The organism is Kitasatospora sp. NPDC048407, assembly GCF_043200475.1.
GTDB lineage: Bacteria > Actinomycetota > Actinomycetes > Streptomycetales > Streptomycetaceae > Kitasatospora.
The window spans coordinates 44,816-67,178 of sequence record NZ_JBICXW010000007.1 but is presented as its reverse complement, the minus strand read 5'-3'; the positions used below and the strand labels follow the sequence as shown (position 1 = coordinate 67,178).

The following is a 22,363-nucleotide window of genomic DNA, read 5'->3' as shown; positions in this document are numbered from 1 at the left end:
TCCTTGAACTACTGGCTGCACGGTCTGCGCCACCCGCCACTGGCGGGCGACGCCCCAGCCTATCCAGCCCCCCGCGCACCCGCCCGCAACAGCTCGCGTCCTGACCTTGATCATCATGTGACGAAACGAGTGGCAGACCACCCCCCAACATCGGGTATCGTTTACGACGTCGAACGGGGCAGTGCTCCGCGAGACACCATCCCTGGCTGGTTGCCCGAGCGGCCAAAGGGAGCAGACTGTAAATCTGTCGCGCAAGCTACGCAGGTTCGAACCCTGCACCAGCCACTGGATAGTGAAACAGCCCCCGATCTGCGGAAACGCAGACCGGGGGCTTTTTCGTCGGCGGGGGTGGGGCCTGGCCCGGGAGCATGGGCGGCATGGAATTTCTTGAGTACCGGCCGGTCACGCCGCGGATGCTGTTGGTCCGGCGGATCGGCTGGTTCTGGTTGGAGCGCCCGGTGTTCATCCCGGCGGGCTGCAAGTTCTGGACGAAGCCGGATGCCCTGGTGGTCGAGCATCCGTCAGGGGAGCGGCGGCGGTATCCGGGGTACGTCCTCCGTTAGCCCGGGTGGTTCTGGCGGGGCAGGGCGAGGGCCACGGTGTCGGCGAACTCGCGGACGGCACTGGTGCGGGAGACCACCCGGCCGCAGTGGACGACCAGGCGGGAGTGGCCGCCGGCGAAGGCGCCGACCAGGCTGTCGCCGCGGACGGCGAGGAGTTCGGCGGGGAAGCCGGCGTCGACCCGGACGGGGAGCAGGCCGAGGGTGGCGCGGGCCTGGGTGGAGACGGCGTCGTAGGCGGCTTCGGGGGAGAGTGCGCCGCCGGCGGCGAGGAGTCGGGCGGTTTCGAGCGGGTCGGCCCGGCCGACGGGGTTGGCGGCGTCGCGCAGGCTGCCGGCGCCGGCGGTGAGGGCGACCCGGGCGTGGGCCAATTCGCGCAGCAGGGAGGGGTGCAGGCCGGTCGGGGGGGCTTCGAGGCCGGTGCAGCCGCCGTTCTGCGGGAGGCAGGCGACCCGCATGCCGGAGTTGGCGAGCACGGTGGAGCCGCCGGGTGGCAGCGCGCTGCACGGGCCGAGGGTGACCCGGGGCCGGTGCGGGGCCAGGGCGGCGACGAGGCGGGCGAGCTGGGTGCGGTCGGCGGCGTCGGTGTGCAGGTCGACGGGGCAGTCGGCCTCGGTGGCGGCGGACAGCAGGACCTGGACGTAGCCGATCGGGTCGGGGTCGAGGTCGGGGCAGCCGCCGGCCGCGTCCGCGCCGAGTTTGAGCGCCTCGCGCAGCTGGGCCCGGCCGTCGGCGCCGGCCAGCCCGGTGAGCAGCCGGGGCATGGCGACGGCCTGGAGTTCGGCGAGTCCGCGCAGCGACTGCCGGGCGGTGAGGACGGCCTCCAGCCGTCCGAGTCCGTGCACGTCGCCGATCCGGACGTGGGTGCGCTGGGCGGTGGCCCCGTAGCCGAGCGAGGTGAGTGCGGCCTCGGTGACCCGGCGGACCAGGTCGGCGGGCGCGTCCGGGGGAGGGGCGGGCAGGGCGGCGGAGAACGCGTCGTCGTAGTGGCTGTGCGGTTCGGCGGGGGCGGGCAGCAGCAGGTAGCCGGAGAGGTCGATGCGGGCGCCGGTGGTGACGGTGGGGCGGCCGGGCATCGCGGGCAGTGGTCCGAGGCTGCCGACGGTGCCGACGGCCTGGATCCGGTCCCCGCTGATCCGGACGTCCACCACCCGGCCGTCGATCAGCCGGGCCCCGGTGAGCAGCAGTACCGGCCCGTGTCCGAGCGGGTTGGCGGACGGCGGCGGCTGGGCGCCCTCGCTGCGTTCGCTCATCGGCCCGCTCCTCCAGTCCGGTTGACCGCCCGGCGGCCCGGGGGCCCGGTTGCGGGGCCGGTCTGCGGCGCACCCGCGAGAGGTCACTGACGGTCGAGCCTAGGCGGCGCCCGGCCGGGACGCTCGGATGCGGGCCGCCGCCCGTGTCGTGGGAGGGGGCGGTCGCGGAGGGCCGGTTCCGGTTGCGGCGGGCTCGAACGGGTGTCGGGCGACGGGCCGTCAGTGCGGCCCCTTCGACCTGCGGAGATCGGCTGCGGATACGGATTTCACCTCTGGCCCGGAACCGTGTAATCTCTTCCTCGTTCGCCCCTATAGCTCAGTCGGTAGAGCGTCTCCATGGTAAGGAGAAGGTCTGCGGTTCGATTCCGCATGGGGGCTCTGGTGAAAGACTCCTCGCCTCGGTGAGGTTTCGTTCATCAAAGCGGTGTAGCTCAGTTGGTAGAGCAAGCGGCTCATAATCGCTGTGTCACCGGTTCAAGTCCGGTCACCGCTACCCCGCGTAGTCGATCGGGGGGTTCAACTCCCGATCGGCTACTCTTGTCTGTGTTCTTATTCGTTGTCCCAGGAAGGCACTCCCGTGGCTGCCACTGACGTCCGCCCGAAGATCACGCTGGCCTGCGTGGAGTGCAAGGAGCGGAACTACATCACCAAGAAGAACCGGCGCAACGACCCGGACCGTCTTGAGATGAAGAAGCACTGCCCGCGTTGCAACTCGCACACGGCGCACCGCGAGACCCGCTGACTTTGCCTCGACTCCAGGCCGCACCCCGTTACGGGGCGCGGCCTGGAGTCATTTCTGCATAGCGAACCTGACGGCCTGACCGCCCTGACGGACCACCAGAGGAGTTGCCCATGCCGCTCGACCCCTCGTTCATCGGGCGGACCTACCCGCCCACCCCGCCGTACGAGCTCGGCCGGGAGAAGATCCGCGAGTTCGCCGCCGCGATCGGCGACGCGAACCCGGCGTACACGGACGCCGAGGCGGCCAAGTCGCTCGGCCATCCGGACGTGATCGCCCCGCCGACCTTCCCGTTCATGCTGTCCTTCCAGGCCGCGGCGCAGGTGGTGAACGACCCGGAGCTGGGTCTGGACTACAGCCGGGTGGTGCACGGCGACCAGAAGTTCGTGTACTCCCGCCCGGCCCGGGCCGGTGACCGGCTCTCGGTGACGATCTCCATCGACGCGATCAAGTCGCTGGCGGGCAACGACGTGTTGACGGTCCGCGGCGAGGTGCACGACGCCAGCGGCGAGCACGTGGTGACGTCGATCATGACGCTGGTGGCCCGTGCCGCCGACGAAGCCGGGGAGGAGTGACCGTGGCGGTCCGCTTTGACGAGGTCCAGGTCGGCACCGAGCTGCCGGCCCAGTCGTTCCCGGTGACCCGGGCCACGTTGGTCCAGTACGCGGGGGCGTCGGGGGACTTCAACCCGATCCACTGGAACGAGAAGTTCGCCCGCGAGGTCGGCCTGCCGGACGTGATCGCGCACGGCATGTTCACCATGGCCGAGGCCGTCCGGGTGGTCACCGACTGGGTCGGCGACCCGGCCGCGGTGGTCGAGTACGGCGTCCGCTTCACCAAGCCGGTGGTCGTCCCGAACGACGGCGTGGGCGCGGTGATCGAGGTCACCGGCAAGGTCGCGGTGCTGCTGGACGACAACCGGGTGCGGGTGGACCTGGTGGCGACCAGCGAGGGCCAGAAGGTCCTGGGCATGGCCCGGGCCGTGGTCCGGCTGGGCTGAGGCTCACCCCCCCCGGGCGCCAGGGCGCCCGGGGGCTCCGGGCCCCTGATGTACCTCTGTACCTCGGCATGTTCGGCTCGATCTTCCTGATCAGCCAGTACTTCCAGGGCATCGGCGGCTACACCCCCGAGCAGGCCGGCCTGCGGATGCTCCCGTGGACCGGAATGCCGCTGCTGATCTCCCCGCTCGCCGGACTGCTCATCGACCGGATCGGCGCCCGGCCGCTGGTCGTCACCGGCCTCGCCCTGCAGGCCCTTGGGCTGGCCGGGTACGCGCTGCTGATCGACCACTCCGCCGGGTACGGGCAGCAGGTTCCGATCCTGGTGGTCTGCGGCATCGGCATGTCGCTGTACTTCGCGCCCACCGCGAGCCTGGTGATGGCAAGCGTCCGCCCCGCCGAGCAGGGCATCGCCTCCGGCGCCAACAACGCGATGCGCGAGGTCGGCGGGGCGCTCGGGGTGGCCGTGCTGTCCGCCGTGTTCTCCGCGCAGGGCGGCTACGGCAGCGCCGCCGCCTTCACCGACGGCGCGGTCCCCGCGCTGGTGGTCGGCGCCGCCGTGGTCGCCGCCGGATCGGTGGCCGCGTCCTTCGTCCCGCGCCGGCACGGCATGCGCGCCGCCGCCCCGGCCGGGGCCGGTGACCTCCCGCCGCTGGCCGCCGCCGGCCGCTCCTGATCCCCTCGGGCGGGTGGCGGTTACGCTGGGGCGGTGATTGAGCAGATGGACGCACCGCTGGCCCCGCTGACGACGCTGCGCCTCGGCGGCCCCGCCCGCCGGCTGGTGACGGCCGAGACGGACGCCGAGGTGGTCGCCGCGGTCCGCGCGGCCGACCGGGCCGGGGAGCCGCTGCTGGTGATCGGTGGCGGCTCCAACCTGGTGATCTCCGACGCCGGCTTCCCCGGCACCGTCCTGCGGATCGCCACCGCCGGCTTCACGCTGGACGGCACGCTGCTGGAACTCGCGGCCGGCGAGGTCTGGTCGGACGCGGTGGCCCGCACCGTCGACGCCGGACTGGCCGGCATCGAGTTCCTGGCCGGCATCCCCGGCTCCGCGGGCGCGACCCCGGTGCAGAACGTCGGCGCGTACGGCCAGGAGGTCGCCGAGACCATCACCGAGGTGGTCGCCTACGACCGCCTGCTCGGCGAAACGGTGACGCTGGCGGGCGCCGACTGCGCCTTCTCCTACCGGCACAGCCGCTTCAAGGCCGACCCGGACCGGTACGTGGTGCTGCGGGTCCGCTTCCGGCTCGCCGACGAGGGCGGGCTGTCCTCCCCGGTGAAGTACGCGGAGGTGGCCCGCTCGCTCGGCGTCGAGGCCGGGCAGCGGGTGAAGCTCGCCGAGGCGCACACCGAGGTGCTGCGGCTGCGGGCCGGCAAGGGCATGGTGCTCGACCCCGCCGACCACGACACCTGGTCGGCGGGCTCCTTCTTCACCAACCCGATCCTGACGGACACTCAGTTCGCCGACTTCACCGCCCGATTGGGTGAACTTCGGGCCCCCAACTACCCGGCCGGTGACGGCCGCACCAAGACCTCGGCGGCCTGGCTGATCGACAACGCGGGCTTCCGCAAGGGCCACGGCACCGGCCCGGCCACGCTCTCCACCAAGCACACCCTGGCCCTCACCAACCGCGGCTCGGCCACCACCGAGGACCTGCTCGCACTCGCCCGCGAGGTGCGGGACGGCGTGCGGGCGGCCTTCGGGGTGGACCTGGTCAACGAACCGGTGATGGTCGGCGTCAGCCTCTAGAGCGAAACCGGAACCGCCTCGGCGGGGGCCGGCTCCTCGACCAGCCAGGCGTCGACGTCCGCCAGCAGCTCCTTGGCGATGTGCTCGGGGGCCCGCGACGACCGGATCGACTGCCGGGCCAGCTCGGCCAGTTCTGCGTCGGTGAACTCGTGCGACTCACGGGCCAGGGTGTACTGGTCGGCCAGCCGGGAACCGAACAGCAGCGGGTCGTCGGCGCCCAGCGCCAGCGGCACCCCGGCCTCGAACAGGGTGCGCAGCGGGACGTCCTCGGGTCGCTCGTAGACGCCGAGCGCGACGTTCGACGCCGGGCAGACCTCGCAGGTGACCTGCCGGTCGGCGAGCCGCTGCAGCAGCCGCGGGTCCTCGGCGGCCCGCACGCCGTGGCCGATCCGCCCGGCGCCCAGGTCGTCCAGGCAGTCGCGGACCGAACCCGGCCCGGCCAGCTCCCCGCCGTGCGGCGCGGCCAGCAGCCCGCCGCTCCGGGCGATCGCGAACGCGCGATCGAAGTCCCTTGCCAGGCCCCGCCGTTCGTCGTTCGACAGGCCGAATCCGATGACGCCCTGGTCGGTGTACCGGACGGCCAGCCGGGCCAGCGTGCGGGCGTCCATCGGCGACTTCATCCGGTTCGCCGCGACCAGCACCCGGATGCCCACCCCGGTGGCCTCGGAGGCCTCCCGAACGGCGTCCAGGATCAGCTCCAGGGTGGGAGTCAGCCCGCCCAGCAGCGGCGCGTACGAGGTCGGGTCGACCTGGATCTCCAGCCAGCGGGAGCCGTCGGCGCGCTCGTCCTCGGCGGTCTCCCGAACCAGCCGGCGGATGTCGGACTCGTCGCGCAGGCAGGAGCGCGCGGTGTCGTACAGGCGCTGGAACCGGAACCAGCCGCGTTCGTCGGTCGCCCGCAGTTTCGGCGGATGGCCCGAACTGAGCGCCTCGGGCAGCCGAACGCCGTGCTTGTCGGCGAGTTCGAGCAGCGTCGCGGGGCGCATCGAACCGGTGAAGTGCAGGTGGAGATGAGCCTTCGGGAGGCTCCGGACATCACGCAGGCGATCCATTCACCGATCCTGCCGCATAACCCGCCGAAACCGGAACCGCCCCCCGCACGTCGCCCGAACGGGTGAGGTGCGAGGGGCGGTCGAAGCCCGGACGGGTCAGGCGCGGGCCTCGGCCAGCAGCTTCTGCATCCGGCTGACGCCCTCGATCAGGTCGGCGTCGCCCAGCGCGTAGGACAGCCGCAGGTAGCCCGGGGTGCCGAAGGCCTCGCCGGGGACGACCGCGACCTCGGCCTCCTCCAGGATCAACGTGGCCAGCTCGGCGGAGGTCTGCGGGCGCTTGCCGCGGATCTCCTTGCCCAGCAGCGACTTGACCGACGGGTAGGCGTAGAACGCGCCCTCGGGCTCGGGGCAGTACACGCCCTCGATCTCGTTCAGCATCGCCACGATGGTGCGGCGGCGGCGGTCGAACGCGGTCTTCATCTCGTCCACCGCGGACAGGTCGCCGGACACGGCCGCCAGCGCGGCGCGCTGCGCCACGTTGGAGACGTTGGAGGTGGCGTGCGACTGCAGGTTGGAGGCGGCGGCCACCACGTCCTTGGGAGCGATCAGCCAGCCCACCCGCCAGCCGGTCATCGCGTAGGTCTTCGCCACGCCGTTGACCACGATGCACTTGTCGGCCAGCTCGGGCAGCAGGGCCGGCAGCGAGGTGAACTGCGCGTCGCCGTACACCAGGTGCTCGTAGATCTCGTCGGTGAGCACCCACAGGCCGTGCTCCAGCGCCCAGCGGCCGATCGCCTCGGCCTCGGCCTCGGTGTACACCGCGCCGGTCGGGTTGGACGGCGAGACGAACAGCACCACCTTGGTGTTCGCGGTGCGGGCGGCCTCCAGCTGCGCCACCGAGACCTTGTAGCCGGTGGTCTCGTCCGCGACGACCTCGACCGGGGTGCCGCCGGCCAGCTTCACGGCCTCCGGGTAGGTGGTCCAGTACGGGGCCGGGATGATCACCTCGTCGCCCGGGTCGAGGATCGCGGCGAAGGCGTTGTAGATCGCCTGCTTGCCGCCGTTGGTCACCAGCACCTGCGAGGCGTCCACCTGGTAGCCGGAGTCGCGCAGCGTCTTGGCGGCGATCGCGGCCTTCAGCTCCGGCAGGCCGCCGGCCGGGGTGTAGCGGTGGTTGGCCGGGTCCTGGCAGGCAGCGACGGCCGCGTCCACGATGTAGCCGGGGGTCGGGAAGTCGGGCTCGCCGGCGCCGAAGCCGATCACCGGACGGCCGGCCGCCTTGAGGGCCTTGGCCTTGGCGTCGACCGCGAGGGTGGCCGACTCGGCGATGGCGCCGACCCGGGCGGAGACCCGGCGGCTCGCGGGGGGGACGTTCTCGGGGGTGGGTGCGCTCATGTCTTGCATGGTCCCAGACCGCACAGGCCTCGGGCATCGCGGTTCCACCATGCGTACCGGCGCGTTCCAGCATCCGTACGCTGCCGCCGATCGGGTGACGCCGTGAGGCCGACCGGGTGACGCCGCCGCGCGGGCCGCGGTGAATGAGGTTCGACCAATCGGCGAAGAACCCGTACACTCACTGCTCGACGGCTCCCAAGTGCGGATCCTTCGGCCGGGTACACCACACGGCCGGGTGGATACGGTAGGTTGGGGGCCACGACGGAGCCGCAGGGTTCCGAAGGGCACTAGCTCAATTGGTAGAGCACCGGTCTCCAAAACCGGCGGTTGGGGGTTCGAGTCCCTCGTGCCCTGCAGCTCGACTCGTGCCAAGCCCGTTCGCTCCGAAGAGCGAGCGGGCTTGATGCGGAGAAGGCCCCGCCCAGCACTGCTTTCGCCGGATCGCCCGTGCAACAGGCACGGTAGCTCCGCAGGACCCGGATTCAGGTGAGGACGAGTGACGGAGACCACGGGCTCCACCGCAACGCCTGAGAGCGGCAACCCCGAGGGGGCCGACGCGGCGGACGAGACCACCGCGGACGGCAAGCTGTCGCGGCGTGAGCGTCGGCGTGCCAACAAGGCCGGCGGCGAGGGTGGCAAGAAGTCCGGCAAGCGGGCCAAGAAGGGCCTGTTCGCGCGGATGGGCATCTTCTACCGCCAGATCATCGCCGAACTGCGCAAGGTCGTCTGGCCCACCCGCAGCCAGCTGATCCAGTACACCACCGTCGTGGTGACCTTCGTGATCGTGCTGATGCTGCTGGTCGCCGGTCTCGACTGGGTCTTCGCCAAGGGAGCCTTCTGGCTCTTCGGCTGACGCCCGATCAGTCCGACCCGAAACCGGGATCCCCGCGGATTCCGCACCGATACTTCACCCCGACCCGGGCCGAATCCCTCGGCCCGGGTCGAGCTGTCGGCGCGAACGCTCACGGGCGACTACCGTTGAGTCGGTACTGTTGAGGTATCCGTTCCACAACCAGGAAAGAAGCAGCGACCGTGTCTGAGTCCCCCCTGTACGACGCCGACGAGACCGTCCGCGAGGCGGATGTCGCCGCCGAGCTGGACGCGGCCGAGGCTGCCGAAGCCGAGTCCGTTGCTGAGGCGACCGTTGAGGGTGCAGCCGGCGTGGACGGCGACGAGGACGAGGTCGAGGCCGCCGACGCCGAGGCGGGCGAGCCGGCCGAGGTCGAGGCCGTGCACGAGGTGGACGACGAGGCCGCCGACGAGGCCGCCGACGAAGAGGCTCTGGTCGTCGAGGAGGTCGAGTCCGACCCCGTCGCCGAGTTCCGCGAGCAGCTGCGCCGCGCCCCGGGCGAGTGGTACGTCATCCACACCTACGCCGGCTACGAGAACCGGGTGAAGCAGAACCTGGAGCAGCGCTCCGTCTCGCTGAACGTCGAGGACTACATCTTCGAGTCCCAGGTTCCGCAGGAGGAGGTCGTCCAGATCAAGAACGGCGACCGCAAGACCATCCGGCAGAACAAGCTCCCCGGCTACGTGCTGGTGCGCATGGACCTCACCCCCGAGTCCTGGGGCGTCGTGCGCAACACCCCCGGTGTCACCGGCTTCGTCGGCAACGCCTACGACCCGTACCCGCTGACCCTGGACGAGGTCGTCAAGATGCTCGCCCCCGACGTGGAGCGCGCCGCCGCCAAGGAAGCCGGCAAGGCTTCGCCGGTGCGCCCGGTCGAGGTCCAGGTGCTGGACTTCGAGGTCGGCGACTCGGTCACCGTCACCGACGGTCCGTTCGCCACCCTGCAGGCGACCATCAACGAGATCAACCCCGACTCGAAGAAGGTCAAGGGCCTGGTGGAGATCTTCGGCCGGGAGACCCCGGTCGAGCTCTCCTTCGACCAGATCCAGAAGAACTGACCCACAGGTCACCGGTGCCGGGGCGGGGCGGAAGCCTCCGCCCCGGCACCGTTTTGGTCCAGCGCCGCATCAGCGGTTAGCCTGGTCCGATGTGTGTCCTGGCATCCGGGTTTCGCCCCGGTGCCGGGTACCACCAGCACTCACCTCTCGGAAGGACCCGGAGAGACATGCCTCCCAAGAAGAAGAAGGTCACGGGGCTTATCAAGCTCCAGATCAACGCCGGTGCGGCCAACCCGGCGCCGCCGGTCGGCCCCGCGCTGGGTCAGCACGGCGTCAACATCATGGAATTCTGCAAGGCGTACAACGCGGCCACCGAGTCGCAGCGCGGCATGATCGTGCCGGTGGAGATCACGGTCTACGACGACCGTTCCTTCACCTTCGTCACGAAGACCCCGCCGGCTGCGCGCCTCATCCTGAAGGCCGCGGGCATCGACAAGGGCTCCAAGGAGCCGCACAAGACCAAGGTCGCCAAGCTGACCTCGGCCCAGGTGCGCGAGATCGCCACCACCAAGATGCCCGACCTGAACGCCAACGACCTGGACGCCGCGGAGAAGATCATCGCCGGCACCGCCCGGTCGATGGGCATCACCGTCGAGGGCTGATCAGCCCGTACGTCCACCGTGGTAGGGCCAGCGCGGCCCGTGAATACCACGAACTCCATTAGTTACTAGGAGCAGCAGTGAAGCGCAGCAAGGCCCTCAAGGCCGCGGACGCCCAGGTCGACCGCACCCGGATCTACGCCCCGCTCGAGGCCGTCCGCCTCGCCAAGGCGACCTCCACCACCAAGTTCGACGGCACCGTCGAGGTTGCCATGCGCCTGGGTGTCGACCCGCGCAAGGCCGACCAGATGGTCCGCAGCACCGTCATCCTCCCGCACGGCACCGGTAAGACCGCCCGGGTCCTGGTCTTCGCGAACGGTGAGCGTGCCGAGGCCGCGCGTGCCGCGGGTGCCGACATCGTCGGCTCGGACGAGCTGATCGACGAGGTGGCCAAGGGTCGTCTGGACTTCGACGCCGTCGTCGCCACCCCGGACCTCATGGGCAAGGTCGGCCGCCTGGGCCGCGTGCTCGGTCCCCGTGGCCTGATGCCGAACCCGAAGACCGGCACCGTGACCCCGGACGTCGCCAAGGCCGTCAACGAGATCAAGGGCGGCAAGATCGAGTTCCGCGTCGACAAGCACTCGAACCTGCACCTGATCATCGGCAAGTCCTCGTTCTCGGACGAGCAGCTGGTCGAGAACTACGCCGCGGCGCTGGACGAGGTCCTCCGGGCCAAGCCGTCCGCCGCCAAGGGCCGCTACATCAAGAAGATCGCCTTCTCCACCACCATGGGCCCCGGCATCCAGGTGGACCCGAACCGCACCCGTAACCTCCTCGTCGAGGAGGACCCGGCGGCGGTCTGACCTCAGGTCAGTTCCCCACGCGGTCAACTCACCGGGCCCGCACCCCTCTTCGGGGGTGCGGGCCCGGTGCCGTTAATTGGTCGCGCGCGCCCGAAAGGCCATCGGATAGAGTCCGATGGCCTTTTGAATGAGAATCAGATTAGAGGGGGACTCTCGTGCGCGCACTGCGTACCGTTGCCGTGACCTGCCTGGCCGCAGGTCTGCTGACCGCTTGTGGTAGCTCCGGGTCGGGCAGCAGCACCGCCGACGCCAAGCCGGGTTCGACCGCCTCCGACGGTGCTGCGGCCGGCAAGGGTGCGGGCGGCGGCGCGAACCTCGGTGCCAAGGAGACGCTGCTCGCCTCGGCCGCGGTGATGGAGAAGGCCGGCAGCGCCAAGCTGGCCGTCACCGGCGAGGCCGCAGGCACCGGCGAGTTCGTCTGGAAGGCGCCGAAGTCCTTCCTGCTCAACACCAAGAGCGAGGGCCAGGACACCAAGGTCCTCTTCGTCGGTGACGTGATGTACGTCGGGGCCGGGGCAAGCCTCGCCCAGCTGGCCGGCGGCAAGACCTGGATGAAGATCGACCCGAAGGACGACGCCCAGGGCGCGCCGGGCGGGGGTGACGCCGTCGGCAAGGCCTCCAGCCTGGAGCTGATGGACCCGGCCGTGCAGCTGGCCGTCGCCGCGCCGACCGCGATCGAGTCGGGCACCGAGACGGTGGAGGGTCAGTTCTGCAAGCACTACCGCAGCGACATCCCGGTGGACGCCCTGGTCGAGAAGCTGCAGCTGAAGCCGGAGCTGAAGACCAAGGTGCTGGACGAGCTGAAGAAGAAGGGCTCGACGATCACCGTCGAGTTCTGGATCAACGCCAAGAACGAGCTCGTCCAGCAGTCCGGTACCGGCCAGGCGACCGGCTTCTCCAAGATCACCTACAGCGACCTCGGCAGCGTCCAGCCGACCAAGGCCCCGGCTGACTCCGAGGTCTTCTCGCTGGAGGATGTGCTGAAGTAGCGATCCCGTCCCGTCCGGCCCGGGGTCGCCGCCGGGCCGGACGGGACGCGTGACAAGGTGGGGGAGCGGAACGGACGGCCGGAAGGAGGGACCGATGACGGCACGCGTGCGGACGACCGCGGCCCTGCTCGGGGCCGCCCTGCTGCTGGCCGCGGTGAGCGGCTGCACCGGCTCGAGCCCGGGCGACAGCTCCGCGCGGCCCGCCACCCCGTCCCAGACCAGCGCCCAGGCCACCCCCACCGACCGCTCCCCGCACGGGGTGCTGCTCTCCGCCCAGCTGGCGCTGCGCGAGGCCCGGCGGGGCGAGTTCCGGGCCGTCCTGGGGGAGGCGCACGCCAAGGGCGCGGTGTTCTGGGCGCCGAAGACGGTGCTGCAGTACCGGGGCGACGGGGACGCCCGGCGGCTGATGGTGCTGGACACCTCCGCCTACGTGGGCGGCGACCCGCAGACCGCCGCCAGGCTCGGCGGCCCGCACTGGGAGAAGTACTCGGGCGGCACCCACTGCCCCTACTCCGCGCTGATCGACCGGATCAGCCCGGTGGTCGCCACCACCGCCGCGGCCGCCGCCGACAGCCCGCTGCTGCTCGGCGAGGAGAAGCTGCTGGAGACCACCGTCCAGCACTACCGGGTCACCCTGACCGCCGCCCAGTACGCCGCCGCGCAGACCCAGCTCGACCAGGACCGGCGACAGGCCCTGGAGACCGCGCTCGGCCCCGGCGAGGTGGTGCTCGACCTGTGGCTCAACGACCACGACCAAGTGGTCCAGCTGCGCCGCGCCGCCGCCGAGGTGGACACCATCGGCTACAGCGAGTACGGCAGCTCCGCGATCTCGGTGCAGGGTCCCGCCGAGGCGGACATCGCCCCGGAGTCCGGCGCCGGCCTGCCGCTGTTCCCGTAGCGGTTTGCTCCCGTAGCGGTTTGCCGGATTTGGGGATTCGCGGATCGTCCCGTTAAGCTGGGCGAGCCAAAGACCGCTGGTTGTTGCCGTTTGCCCGAGAGGGTGGCCGGTGCCGAAGGATCCGCCTCGTGCGGGTCGCCCGCGCAGGTTATGGAGCAGACAAGATCTCCGAACCGTTCCACGGTTCGTCGAGGTTGTGACAAGCCCCGTGCGCCTGCGCGCCGGGGCTTTTTCGTTGTCCCGGGCGTCCGCGGCGTTGAATGGTCGACTTCTCGAAGGTCGGCCCGACTTCGACATCACGGAAGGAGGCGTAAGCCTATGGCCAGGCCCGACAAGGCTGCCGACGTCGCCGAGATCACGGACAAGTTCCGTGCTTCCAGCGCCGCCGTTCTGACCGAGTACCGCGGTCTCACGGTGAAGCAGCTCAAGACGCTGCGTCGCTCGCTCACCGGCAACGCCGATTACGCCGTGGTGAAGAACACGCTGACCAAGATCGCGGCCAATGAGGCCGGGATCTCCGAGCTGGACGACCTGTTCGCCGGCCCGACGGCTGTCGCCTTCGTCACCGGTGACCCGGTGGAGTCGGCGAAGGCTCTGCGTGACTTCGCCAAGGAGAACCCTGCTCTCATCATCAAGGGCGGTGTCCTTGACGGTAAGGCGCTGTCCGCCGATGAGATCAAGAAGCTCGCGGACCTCGAGTCCCGCGAGGTGCTGCTCGCCAAGCTGGCGGGTGCGATGAAGGCCAAGCCGTCCCAGGCTGCTGCGGTCTTCCAGGCGCTCCCGTCCAAGCTCGTTCGCACCGTGGAAGCGCTGCGCGAGAAGGTCGAGCAGGGCGGTGCCGGTACTCCGGCTCCCGCCGAGGACGCGGAGTAACTACTCCCCGTCCCAGCGGGCCCGCAAGTACGCCCGCCAATCCGTACATCCGGCACCTGCCGAATTAGTGGAAGGACGCCAATCATGGCGAAGCTCAGCACCGACGAACTGCTTGCCGAGTTCGAGGGCATGACCCTGATCGAGCTCTCCGAGTTCGTCAAGGCGTTCGAGGAGAAGTTCGACGTCACCGCCGCCGCCCCGGTCGCCGTTGCCGCCGCCGGTGGCCCGGTTGCCGCTGAGGCCGTCGAGGAGCAGGACGAGTTCGACGTCATCCTCGATGGTGCCGGCGACAAGAAGATCCAGGTCATCAAGGAGGTGCGCGCCCTGACCTCCCTCGGCCTGAAGGAGGCCAAGGACCTCGTTGACACCGCTGGTGCCAAGGTCCTGGAGAAGGTTGCCAAGGACGTCGCCGAGAAGGCGAAGGCTCAGCTCGAGGGCGCCGGCGCCAAGGTCACCGTCAAGTGACTTTCTCCTCTCTCTGAGAGGTGCTCTTCCGGCCGGGCCGGCCACCCTTCGGGGTGGCCGGCCCGGCCTGCTTTTTTTCCGCCTCGGCCCCGCCTCGGCCCCGGCCGGTTCGGCCCTCGGCGGACTCGGATCCTGTCGGTCCCCGGGGGTAGGGTGATCGCTGTCGTCACCGACCCCGTCACGGGCCGTGTGTAACGCCCGGAGTGGCTGTGACGATGGGCATTGCGAGGTCCGCACCCTGGTGGGGGCCTTGACGAACAGCACGCGGCGCGCGATTCTCGAGGCGCGTGCCCAAGCGGAACCGCCTCCGATGCATATTCGGCGGTGGCACTGGGAAGGTTCCCGGTGACGCAGGAGTGGGTGCGACGGCCCGGCCGGTGAGGGATCACTGCCCGGGTTGTCGGTTGTACGGGAGGAGCGTCCGATTCGGTCTCCGAATCAGGGCTTGCTAGCAGTGTCGCCATTGGCTACACTGTCCCTTTGCGCTGCCTGTTAGCTGCTCCGTGACTCGTCGCCCGGAGTGGCCCCTGTCCTGACCTGGGGTTTTCCGCCTCGGCCATGGCGCGGACGGTATGCGCGTAGTGAGCTCCGAGCCCTCGGAAGGACCCCCCTCTTGGCCGCGCCGCGCAACGCCTCGAACAATTCCGCATCCACCGCCCCGCTCCGCGTCTCGTTCGCGAAGATCAAGGAGCCCCTCGAGGTCCCCAACCTCCTCGCCCTGCAGACCGAGAGCTTTGACTGGCTGCTCGGCAATGCGGCCTGGAAGTCCCGGGTCGAGGCTGCCCTGGAGAGCGGTCAGGACGTCCCCACCAAGTCCGGTCTGGAGGAGATCTTCGAGGAGATCTCCCCGATCGAGGACTTCAGCGGGTCGATGTCCCTGACCTTCCGGGACCACCGTTTCGAGCCGCCGAAGAACTCCATCGACGAGTGCAAGGACCGCGACTTCACCTTCGCGGCCCCGCTCTTCGTCACTGCGGAGTTCACCAACAACGAGACCGGTGAGATCAAGTCCCAGACCGTGTTCATGGGCGACTTCCCGCTCATGACCAACAAGGGCACGTTCATCATCAACGGCACCGAGCGTGTCGTCGTGTCCCAGCTGGTGCGTTCCCCCGGTGTCTACTTCGACTCCACCCTGGACAAGGTGTCCGACAAGGACATCTTCTCCGCGAAGATCATCCCCTCCCGCGGTGCCTGGCTGGAGATGGAGATCGACAAGCGCGACATGGTCGGTGTCCGCATCGACCGCAAGCGCAAGCAGTCGGTCACCGTGCTGCTGAAGGCCCTCGGCTGGACCAACGAGATGATTCTCGAAGAGTTCGGCGAGTACGAGTCGATGCGCGCCACCCTGGAGAAGGACCACACCCAGGGCCAGGACGACGCGCTCCTCGACATCTACCGCAAGCTGCGCCCGGGCGAACCGCCCACGCGTGAGGCCGCGCAGACGCTGCTGGAGAACCTGTACTTCAACCCGAAGCGCTACGACCTGGCGAAGGTCGGCCGCTACAAGGTGAACCGCAAGCTCGGCAACGCCGAGTCGCTGGACTCCGGTGTGCTCACCGAGCCCGACATCATCAACACGATCAAGTACCTGGTCAAGCTGCACGCCGGCGAGACCGAGTGGCGTGATGACGAGGGCCGCGACATTGTCATCGAGGTCGACGACATCGACCACTTCGGCAACCGTCGCCTGCGCAACGTCGGCGAGCTGATCCAGAACCAGGTCCGCACCGGCCTCGCCCGCATGGAGCGAGTGGTCCGCGAGCGCATGACCACCCAGGACGTCGAGGCGATCACGCCGCAGACCCTGATCAACATCCGGCCGGTCGTCGCCTCCATCAAGGAGTTCTTCGGCACCAGCCAGCTGTCGCAGTTCATGGACCAGACGAACCCGCTGTCGGGCCTGACCCACAAGCGTCGTCTGTCCGCGCTCGGCCCCGGTGGTCTGTCCCGTGAGCGGGCCGGCTTCGAGGTCCGTGACGTGCACCCCTCGCACTACGGCCGCATGTGTCCGATCGAGACCCCCGAAGGCCCGAACATCGGTCTGATCGGCTCGCTGGCCTCGTACGGCCGGGTCAACGCGTTCGGTTTCATCGAGACCCCGTACCGCAAGGTCGTCGACGGTGTCGTCACCGAGGCCGTGGACTACCTGACCGCCGACGAGGAGGACCGCTTCGTCATCGCGCAGGCCAACGCCCCGCTGACCGCGGAGCTGACCTTCGCCGAGCCGCGTGTCCTGGTCCGCCGCCGTGGCGGCGAGATCGACTACATCCCCGGCACCGAGATCGACTACATGGACGTCTCGCCGCGCCAGATGGTGTCGGTCGCGACCGCCATGATCCCCTTCCTCGAGCACGACGACGCCAACCGCGCGCTGATGGGCTCGAACATGATGCGCCAGGCCGTCCCGCTGCTCCGCAGCGAGGCGCCGCTGGTCGGCACCGGCATGGAGTACCGCTGCGCCGTCGACGCCGCGGACGTCATCACCGCCGACAAGGCCGGTGTGGTGCAGGAGGTCTCGGCCGACTACGTCACCGTGGCCAACGACGACGGCACGTACAACACGTACCGCGCCGCCAAGTTCACCCGCTCCAACCAGGGCACCGCCTTCAACCAGAAGGTGCTCGTGGACGAGGGCGCCCGGGTGGAGGCCGGCCAGGTGCTGGCCGACGGCCCGTGCACCGACGAGGGCGAGATGGCCCTCGGCAAGAACCTCCTCGTGGCGTTCATGTCGTGGGAAGGCCACAACTACGAGGACGCGATCATCCTGTCGCAGCGCCTCGTCCAGGACGACGTCCTCTCCTCGATCCACATCGAGGAGCACGAGGTCGACGCCCGTGACACCAAGCTGGGCCCCGAGGAGATCACCCGGGACATCCCGAACGTCTCCGAGGAGGTCCTCGCCGACCTCGACGAGCGCGGCATCATCCGGATCGGCGCCGACGTCGTCACCGGCGACATCCTGGTCGGCAAGGTCACCCCGAAGGGTGAGACCGAGCTGACCCCGGAGGAGCGCCTGCTCCGCGCGATCTTCGGTGAGAAGGCCCGTGAGGTCCGCGACACCTCGCTGAAGGTGCCGCACGGTGAGTCCGGCAAGGTCATCGGCGTCCGCGTCTTCGACCGCGAGGAGGGCGACGAGCTTCCCCCCGGCGTGAACCAGCTGGTCCGCGTCTACGTCGCCCAGAAGCGCAAGATCACCAACGGTGACAAGCTCGCCGGCCGTCACGGCAACAAGGGTGTTATCTCCAAGATCCTGCCGGTCGAGGACATGCCGTTCCTGGAGGACGGCACCCCGGTCGACATCATCCTGAACCCGCTGGGTGTTCCGTCCCGAATGAACCCGGGACAGGTCCTGGAGATTCACCTCGGCTGGCTCGCCAAGCAGGGCTGGGACGTCTCCGGCCTCGCCGACGAGTGGGCCAAGCGCCTGCAGGCGATCGGCGCGGACACCGTCGAGGGTGGCACCAACCTCGCCACCCCGGTGTTCGACGGCGCCCGCGAGGACGAGATCACCGGCCTGCTGGACAACACCACCCTCACCCGTGACGGTGAGCGCCTGGTGAACTCCACCGGCAAGGCCCGGCTGTTCGACGGCCGCTCCGGCGAGCCGTTCCCGATGCCGGTCTCGGTCGGCTACATGTACATCCTCAAGCTGCACCACCTGGTCGACGACAAGCTGCACGCCCGTTCGACCGGTCCGTACTCGATGATCACCCAGCAGCCGCTCGGTGGTAAGGCGCAGTTCGGTGGTCAGCGCTTCGGTGAGATGGAGGTGTGGGCCCTTGAGGCATACGGCGCCGCGTACGCGCTGCAGGAACTGCTCACCATCAAGTCCGACGACGTCCTCGGCCGTGTGAAGGTCTACGAGGCCATCGTCAAGGGCGAGAACATCCCCGAGCCCGGCATTCCCGAGTCCTTCAAGGTCCTCATCAAGGAAATGCAGTCGCTCTGCCTCAACGTGGAGGTGCTGTCCTCGGACGGCCAGTCCATCGAGATGCGGGACAGCGACGAGGACGTGTTCCGCGCCGCCGAGGAGCTCGGCATTGACCTGTCCCGGCGCGAGCCGAGCAGCGTCGAAGAGGTCTGACGGAGGTCGGGCCGGCCGGCTGCTTCTAAATCGACGCAGCCCGGTCGGCCCGCCCCCAGGCCCCCCTCAGACCAACAGACAGACTCTCGAATCACGAAAGAGGGCTTGACGACCAGTGCTTGACGTCAACTTCTTCGACGAGCTCCGCATCGGACTGGCCACCGCCGACGACATCCGCCAGTGGTCGCACGGCGAGGTGAAGAAGCCGGAGACCATCAACTACCGCACGCTGAAGCCGGAAAAGGACGGCCTTTTCTGCGAGAAGATCTTCGGTCCCACCCGGGACTGGGAGTGCTACTGCGGTAAGTACAAGCGCGTCCGCTTCAAGGGCATCATCTGTGAGCGCTGCGGCGTCGAGGTGACCCGCGCCAAGGTGCGCCGTGAGCGGATGGGCCACATCGAGCTGGCCGCCCCGGTCACCCACATCTGGTACTTCAAGGGTGTCCCGTCGCGTCTGGGCTACCTGCTCGACCTCGCGCCGAAGGACCTCGAGAAGGTCATCTACTTCGCCGCCTACATGATCACCTGGGTGGACGACGAGCGCCGTCAGCGCGACCTCCCCTCCCTGGAGGCGCACGTCTCGGTCGAGCGCCAGCAGATCGAGAACCGCCGTGACTCCGACCTGGAGGCCCGGGCCAAGAAGGCCGAGTCCGACCTGGCCGAGCTGGAGGCCGAGGGCGCCAAGGCCGACGTCCGCCGCAAGGTGCGTGAGGGCGCCGAGCGCGAGATGAAGCAGCTCCGCGACCGCACCCAGCGCGAGATCGACCGCCTGGACGAGGTGTGGGCCCGCTTCAAGAACCTCAAGGTCCAGGACCTCGAGGGCGACGAGTTGCTCTACCGCGAGCTGCGCGACCGCTTCGGCACCTACTTCTCCGGCTCGATGGGCGCGGCGGCCCTCAAGGACCGCCTCGAGTCCTTCGACCTGGGCGAGGAGGCCGAGCGCCTCCGCGAGATCATCCGTACCGGCAAGGGCCAGAAGAAGACCCGTGCGCTCAAGCGCCTCAAGGTCGTCTCCGCCTTCCTGCAGACCAGCAACAAGCCCAAGGGCATGGTTCTGGACTGCGTCCCGGTGATCCCGCCGGACCTGCGTCCGATGGTCCAGCTCGACGGTGGCCGCTTCGCCACCTCCGACCTGAACGACCTGTACCGCCGCGTCATCAACCGCAACAACCGCCTGAAGCGGCTTCTCGACCTCGGCGCGCCCGAGATCATCGTGAACAACGAGAAGCGCATGCTGCAGGAGGCCGTCGACGCGCTGTTCGACAACGGCCGTCGTGGCCGTCCGGTCACCGGTCCGGGCAACCGCCCGCTGAAGTCCCTCAGCGACATGCTGAAGGGCAAGCAGGGTCGTTTCCGTCAGAACCTGCTCGGCAAGCGAGTCGACTACTCGGCCCGTTCGGTCATCGTCGTCGGCCCGCAGCTCAAGCTGCACCAGTGCGGTCTGCCGAAGGCCATGGCGCTGGAGCTCTTCAAGCCGTTCGTGATGAAGCGCCTGGTCGACCTGAACCACGCGCAGAACATCAAGTCGGCCAAGCGCATGGTCGAGCGCGCCCGCCCCGTGGTGTGGGACGTCCTCGAAGAGGTCATCGCCGAGCACCCGGTTCTGCTGAACCGTGCGCCCACCCTGCACCGCCTCGGCATCCAGGCCTTCGAGCCGCAGCTGGTCGAGGGCAAGGCCATCCAGATCCACCCGCTCGTCTGCACCGCGTTCAACGCGGACTTCGACGGTGACCAGATGGCCGTGCACCTGCCGCTGTCCGCGGAGGCGCAGGCCGAGGCCCGCATCCTGATGCTGTCCTCGAACAACATCCTGAAGCCGGCCGACGGTCGCCCCGTCACCATGCCGACCCAGGACATGGTGCTGGGCCTGTTCTTCCTCACCTCGGACCGCGAGGAGGTCAAGGGCAAGGGCCGTTCCTTCTCCTCGACCGCCGAGGCGATCATGGCCTTCGACGCCCGCGAGCTGGACGTCCAGGCCACCATCGACCTGCGCATGGCCGCCGGCACCGTCCCGCCGCGCGGCTGGACCCCGCCGGTGGACGAGGACGGGCAGCCGACCTGGCACGAGGGTGAGCCGTTCCGGATCACCACCACGCTGGGCCGGGCGCTCTTCAACGAGCTGCTGCCCGAGGACTACCCGTTCGTCGACTACGAGATCGGCAAGAAGCAGCTCTCGGCGATCGTCAACGACCTCGCCGAGCGTTACCCGAAGGTCGTCGTCGCCGCGGCGCTCGACAACCTGAAGGCGGCCGGCTTCCACTGGTCGACCCGTTCCGGTGTCACCGTCTCGATCTCGGACGTCATCGTCCCGCCGAGCAAGCCCGCCATCCTGGAGGGCTACGAGGCGCAGGCGGAGAAGGTCCAGCGCCAGTACGAGCGCGGTCTGATCACGGACAACGAGCGCAAGTCCGAGCTCATCGGCATTTGGACCCGCGCGACCAACGAGGTCGCCGACGCGATGGCCGCGAACTTCCCGAAGACGAACCCCATCTTCATGATGGTCGACTCGGGTGCTCGAGGAAACATGATGCAGATGCGTCAGATCGCCGGTATGCGTGGTCTGGTGTCGAACGCGAAGAACGAGACCATCGCGCGTCCCATCAAGGCCTCGTTCCGTGAGGGCCTGTCCGTGCTGGAGTACTTCATCTCCACCCACGGTGCCCGTAAGGGTCTGGCCGACACCGCGCTGCGTACCGCCGACTCGGGTTACCTGACCCGTCGTCTGGTGGACGTCTCGCAGGACGTGATCATCCGCGAGGAGGACTGCGGCACCGAGCGCGGCCTCAAGCTGGAGATCGGCCAGGTCGGCGCGGACGGTGTGCTGCGCAAGGCCGACGACGTCGAGACCAGCGTGTACGCCCGCATGCTCGCCGAGGACATCACTGTCGACGGCAAGCTGATCGCGACCGCCAACACCGACCTCGGCGACGTCCTGATGGACGAGCTGATCCGGCACGGCGTCAGCGCGGTCAAGGTCCGCTCGATCCTGACCTGTGAGTCGGCGGTCGGCACCTGTGCCTTCTGCTACGGCCGCTCGCTGGCCACCGGCAAGCTGGTCGACATCGGTGAGGCGGTCGGCATCATCGCCGCCCAGTCCATCGGTGAGCCCGGTACCCAGCTGACCATGCGTACCTTCCACACCGGTGGTGTGGCCGGTGACGACATCACCCAGGGTCTGCCGCGTGTCGTCGAGCTCTTCGAGGCGCGTACCCCGAAGGGTGTCGCCCCGATCTCGGAGGCGCAGGGTCGGGTCCGCATCGAGGACACCGAGAAGACCCGCAAGGTCGTCGTCACGCCGGACGACGGTACGGACGAGATCGCCTACCCGGTCTCCAAGCGCGTCAAGCTGCTCGTCAGCGAGGGCGAGGCGGTCGAGGTCGGCCAGAAGCTGACCGTCGGTGCCACCAACCCGCACGACGTGCTGCGGATCATGGGCCAGCGTGCCGTCCAGATCCACCTGGTCGCCGAAGTCCAGAAGGTCTACAACTCGCAGGGTGTGTCGATCCACGACAAGCACATCGAGATCATCATCCGGCAGATGCTCCGCCGCGTGACGATCATCGAGTCGGGCGACGCCGAGCTGCTGCCGGGCGAGCTGGTCGAGCGCGGCCGCTTCGAGCAGGAGAACCGCCGCGTGGTGTCCGAGGGCGGCCACCCCGCCTCCGGCCGTCCGCAGCTGATGGGTATCACCAAGGCCTCGCTGGCCACCGAGTCCTGGCTGTCGGCCGCCTCCTTCCAGGAGACGACCCGGGTGCTGACCGACGCGGCGATCCACGCCAAGTCGGACCCGCTGCTGGGCCTCAAGGAGAACGTCATCCTCGGTAAGCTCATCCCGGCCGGTACGGGTCTGCCCCGCTACCGCAACATCCGGGTCGAGCCGACCGAAGAGGCCAAGGCCGCGATGTACTCGGCCGTCGGCTACGACGACTACGACCTGTCGCCGTTCGGCGCGGGCTCCGGTCAGGCCGTCCCGCTGGACGACTACGACTACGGTCCGTACACCGGCTGATCCTTCGGCTGATCTTTCGGTTGAACCGCAGGGCGGTCACCCCAC

The 22,363-nt window shown here is 69.3% G+C and carries 18 protein-coding genes, 4 tRNA genes and 1 pseudogene; 20 read left to right on the top strand and 3 right to left on the bottom strand.

Features of this window, described 5'->3' with window-relative positions; genetic code table 11:
* Positions 1-204: 204 nt before the first annotated feature.
* Both ACGFWJ_RS15895 and ACGFWJ_RS15890 read left to right on the top strand, forming a co-directional pair.
* Positions 205-285: transfer RNA gene (locus ACGFWJ_RS15895), tRNA-Tyr, on the top strand.
* Between the two features lie 92 nt (positions 286-377).
* Positions 378-563 carry a hypothetical protein gene (locus tag ACGFWJ_RS15890; protein WP_392949561.1) on the top strand — a complete coding sequence of 62 codons (186 nt, stop codon included), beginning with the start codon at positions 378-380 and terminating at the stop codon, positions 561-563.
* Here ACGFWJ_RS15890 and ACGFWJ_RS15885 read toward each other — a convergent pair.
* Complete coding sequence (locus tag ACGFWJ_RS15885; RefSeq protein ID WP_392949559.1) at positions 560-1,813, bottom strand: hydrolase; 1,254 nt, start codon at positions 1,811-1,813, stop codon at positions 560-562. The genes ACGFWJ_RS15890 and ACGFWJ_RS15885 overlap by 4 nt on opposite strands.
* A gap of 305 nt (positions 1,814-2,118) precedes the next feature.
* Between ACGFWJ_RS15885 and ACGFWJ_RS15880 the strand changes: the two genes are divergently transcribed.
* The 7 genes and pseudogenes from ACGFWJ_RS15880 to ACGFWJ_RS15850 all read left to right on the top strand — a co-directional run bounded on the left by ACGFWJ_RS15880 (position 2,119) and on the right by ACGFWJ_RS15850 (position 5,300).
* Positions 2,119-2,191 (top strand) — tRNA-Thr (locus ACGFWJ_RS15880).
* A 42-nt stretch (positions 2,192-2,233) separates the two neighbouring features.
* Positions 2,234-2,306: transfer RNA gene (locus tag ACGFWJ_RS15875), tRNA-Met, on the top strand.
* 84 nt (positions 2,307-2,390) lie between these two features.
* The gene (gene rpmG / locus ACGFWJ_RS15870; protein ID WP_006604855.1) at positions 2,391-2,555 is read left to right on the top strand and encodes a 50S ribosomal protein L33; all 165 of its coding nucleotides are present in this window, start codon (positions 2,391-2,393) and stop codon (positions 2,553-2,555) included.
* A 110-nt stretch (positions 2,556-2,665) separates the two neighbouring features.
* On the top strand, positions 2,666-3,127 hold the full coding sequence (locus ACGFWJ_RS15865; protein WP_387644376.1) for a MaoC family dehydratase N-terminal domain-containing protein: 462 nt from the start codon (positions 2,666-2,668) through the stop codon (positions 3,125-3,127).
* Positions 3,124-3,552, top strand: coding sequence for a MaoC family dehydratase (locus tag ACGFWJ_RS15860; protein WP_387644379.1), 429 nt, complete (start codon positions 3,124-3,126; stop codon positions 3,550-3,552). Before ACGFWJ_RS15865 ends, ACGFWJ_RS15860 begins: the two co-directional genes overlap by 4 nt.
* Before the next feature lie 20 nt (positions 3,553-3,572).
* Positions 3,573-4,226, top strand: a pseudogene (locus ACGFWJ_RS15855) (MFS transporter); the annotation flags it as partial.
* Positions 4,227-4,259: 33 nt separating this feature from the next.
* A complete protein-coding gene (locus ACGFWJ_RS15850; RefSeq protein ID WP_392949555.1) occupies positions 4,260-5,300 on the top strand; it encodes a UDP-N-acetylmuramate dehydrogenase in 1,041 nt (346 codons plus the stop codon).
* Here ACGFWJ_RS15850 and ACGFWJ_RS15845 read toward each other — a convergent pair.
* Entirely contained in the window at positions 5,297-6,352 is a 1,056-nt protein-coding gene (locus ACGFWJ_RS15845) for an adenosine deaminase (protein WP_387865950.1), read from the bottom strand. The two genes, ACGFWJ_RS15850 and ACGFWJ_RS15845, sit on opposite strands and share 4 nt — an antisense overlap.
* A gap of 96 nt (positions 6,353-6,448) precedes the next feature.
* Positions 6,449-7,687: a pyridoxal phosphate-dependent aminotransferase gene (locus tag ACGFWJ_RS15840; protein WP_392949552.1), complete on the bottom strand. Its 1,239-nt coding sequence runs from the start codon at positions 7,685-7,687 to the stop codon at positions 6,449-6,451.
* 281 nt (positions 7,688-7,968) lie between these two features.
* Here ACGFWJ_RS15840 and ACGFWJ_RS15835 point away from each other — a divergent pair.
* From ACGFWJ_RS15835 to ACGFWJ_RS15785, 11 genes are all read left to right on the top strand, one after another.
* Positions 7,969-8,041: transfer RNA gene (locus ACGFWJ_RS15835), tRNA-Trp, on the top strand.
* Between the two features lie 142 nt (positions 8,042-8,183).
* Positions 8,184-8,540 (top strand): preprotein translocase subunit SecE, encoded by a 357-nt coding sequence (secE, locus tag ACGFWJ_RS15830; protein ID WP_387644389.1) that lies wholly within the window; start codon positions 8,184-8,186, stop codon positions 8,538-8,540.
* A gap of 179 nt (positions 8,541-8,719) precedes the next feature.
* Positions 8,720-9,595: a transcription termination/antitermination protein NusG gene (nusG, locus tag ACGFWJ_RS15825; protein ID WP_392949550.1), complete on the top strand. Its 876-nt coding sequence runs from the start codon at positions 8,720-8,722 to the stop codon at positions 9,593-9,595.
* A 167-nt stretch (positions 9,596-9,762) separates the two neighbouring features.
* Positions 9,763-10,197: a 50S ribosomal protein L11 gene (gene rplK, locus ACGFWJ_RS15820; RefSeq protein ID WP_030457453.1), complete on the top strand. Its 435-nt coding sequence runs from the start codon at positions 9,763-9,765 to the stop codon at positions 10,195-10,197.
* Positions 10,198-10,274: 77 nt separating this feature from the next.
* A complete protein-coding gene (rplA, locus tag ACGFWJ_RS15815) occupies positions 10,275-10,997 on the top strand; it encodes a 50S ribosomal protein L1 (protein WP_043914633.1) in 723 nt (240 codons plus the stop codon).
* A 155-nt stretch (positions 10,998-11,152) separates the two neighbouring features.
* Entirely contained in the window at positions 11,153-11,986 is an 834-nt protein-coding gene (locus ACGFWJ_RS15810; protein WP_392949546.1) for a hypothetical protein, read from the top strand.
* A gap of 94 nt (positions 11,987-12,080) precedes the next feature.
* Positions 12,081-12,884 carry a hypothetical protein gene (locus ACGFWJ_RS15805; protein WP_392949544.1) on the top strand — a complete coding sequence of 268 codons (804 nt, stop codon included), beginning with the start codon at positions 12,081-12,083 and terminating at the stop codon, positions 12,882-12,884.
* 318 nt (positions 12,885-13,202) lie between these two features.
* Positions 13,203-13,757 carry a 50S ribosomal protein L10 gene (rplJ, locus tag ACGFWJ_RS15800; RefSeq protein ID WP_073807895.1) on the top strand — a complete coding sequence of 185 codons (555 nt, stop codon included), beginning with the start codon at positions 13,203-13,205 and terminating at the stop codon, positions 13,755-13,757.
* Positions 13,758-13,841: 84 nt separating this feature from the next.
* Positions 13,842-14,222: a 50S ribosomal protein L7/L12 gene (gene rplL / locus ACGFWJ_RS15795; RefSeq protein ID WP_392949541.1), complete on the top strand. Its 381-nt coding sequence runs from the start codon at positions 13,842-13,844 to the stop codon at positions 14,220-14,222.
* A 613-nt stretch (positions 14,223-14,835) separates the two neighbouring features.
* Positions 14,836-18,309, top strand: coding sequence for a DNA-directed RNA polymerase subunit beta (gene rpoB, locus ACGFWJ_RS15790; RefSeq protein ID WP_043914627.1), 3,474 nt, complete (start codon positions 14,836-14,838; stop codon positions 18,307-18,309).
* Between the two features lie 115 nt (positions 18,310-18,424).
* Positions 18,425-22,318 carry a DNA-directed RNA polymerase subunit beta' gene (locus tag ACGFWJ_RS15785; protein WP_387644405.1) on the top strand — a complete coding sequence of 1,298 codons (3,894 nt, stop codon included), beginning with the start codon at positions 18,425-18,427 and terminating at the stop codon, positions 22,316-22,318.
* The last annotated feature ends 45 nt before the right edge of the window (positions 22,319-22,363 follow it).

Excerpts from the sequence above, each read along its gene's own strand:
- rplL (WP_392949541.1), top strand. The coding sequence starts at position 13,842 with ATGGCGAAGCTCAGCACCGACGAACTGCTTGCCGAGTTCGAGGGCATG.
- ACGFWJ_RS15890 (WP_392949561.1), top strand. The coding sequence starts at position 378 with ATGGAATTTCTTGAGTACCGGCCGGTCACGCCGCGGATGCTGTTGGTC.
- ACGFWJ_RS15840 (WP_392949552.1), bottom strand. The coding sequence starts at position 7,687 with ATGAGCGCACCCACCCCCGAGAACGTCCCCCCCGCGAGCCGCCGGGTC.
- ACGFWJ_RS15885 (WP_392949559.1), bottom strand. The coding sequence starts at position 1,813 with ATGAGCGAACGCAGCGAGGGCGCCCAGCCGCCGCCGTCCGCCAACCCG.
- ACGFWJ_RS15845 (WP_387865950.1), bottom strand. The coding sequence starts at position 6,352 with ATGGATCGCCTGCGTGATGTCCGGAGCCTCCCGAAGGCTCATCTCCAC.
- rplJ (WP_073807895.1), top strand. The coding sequence starts at position 13,203 with ATGGCCAGGCCCGACAAGGCTGCCGACGTCGCCGAGATCACGGACAAG.
- ACGFWJ_RS15805 (WP_392949544.1), top strand. The coding sequence starts at position 12,081 with ATGACGGCACGCGTGCGGACGACCGCGGCCCTGCTCGGGGCCGCCCTG.
- rplK (WP_030457453.1), top strand. The coding sequence starts at position 9,763 with ATGCCTCCCAAGAAGAAGAAGGTCACGGGGCTTATCAAGCTCCAGATC.
- ACGFWJ_RS15865 (WP_387644376.1), top strand. The coding sequence starts at position 2,666 with ATGCCGCTCGACCCCTCGTTCATCGGGCGGACCTACCCGCCCACCCCG.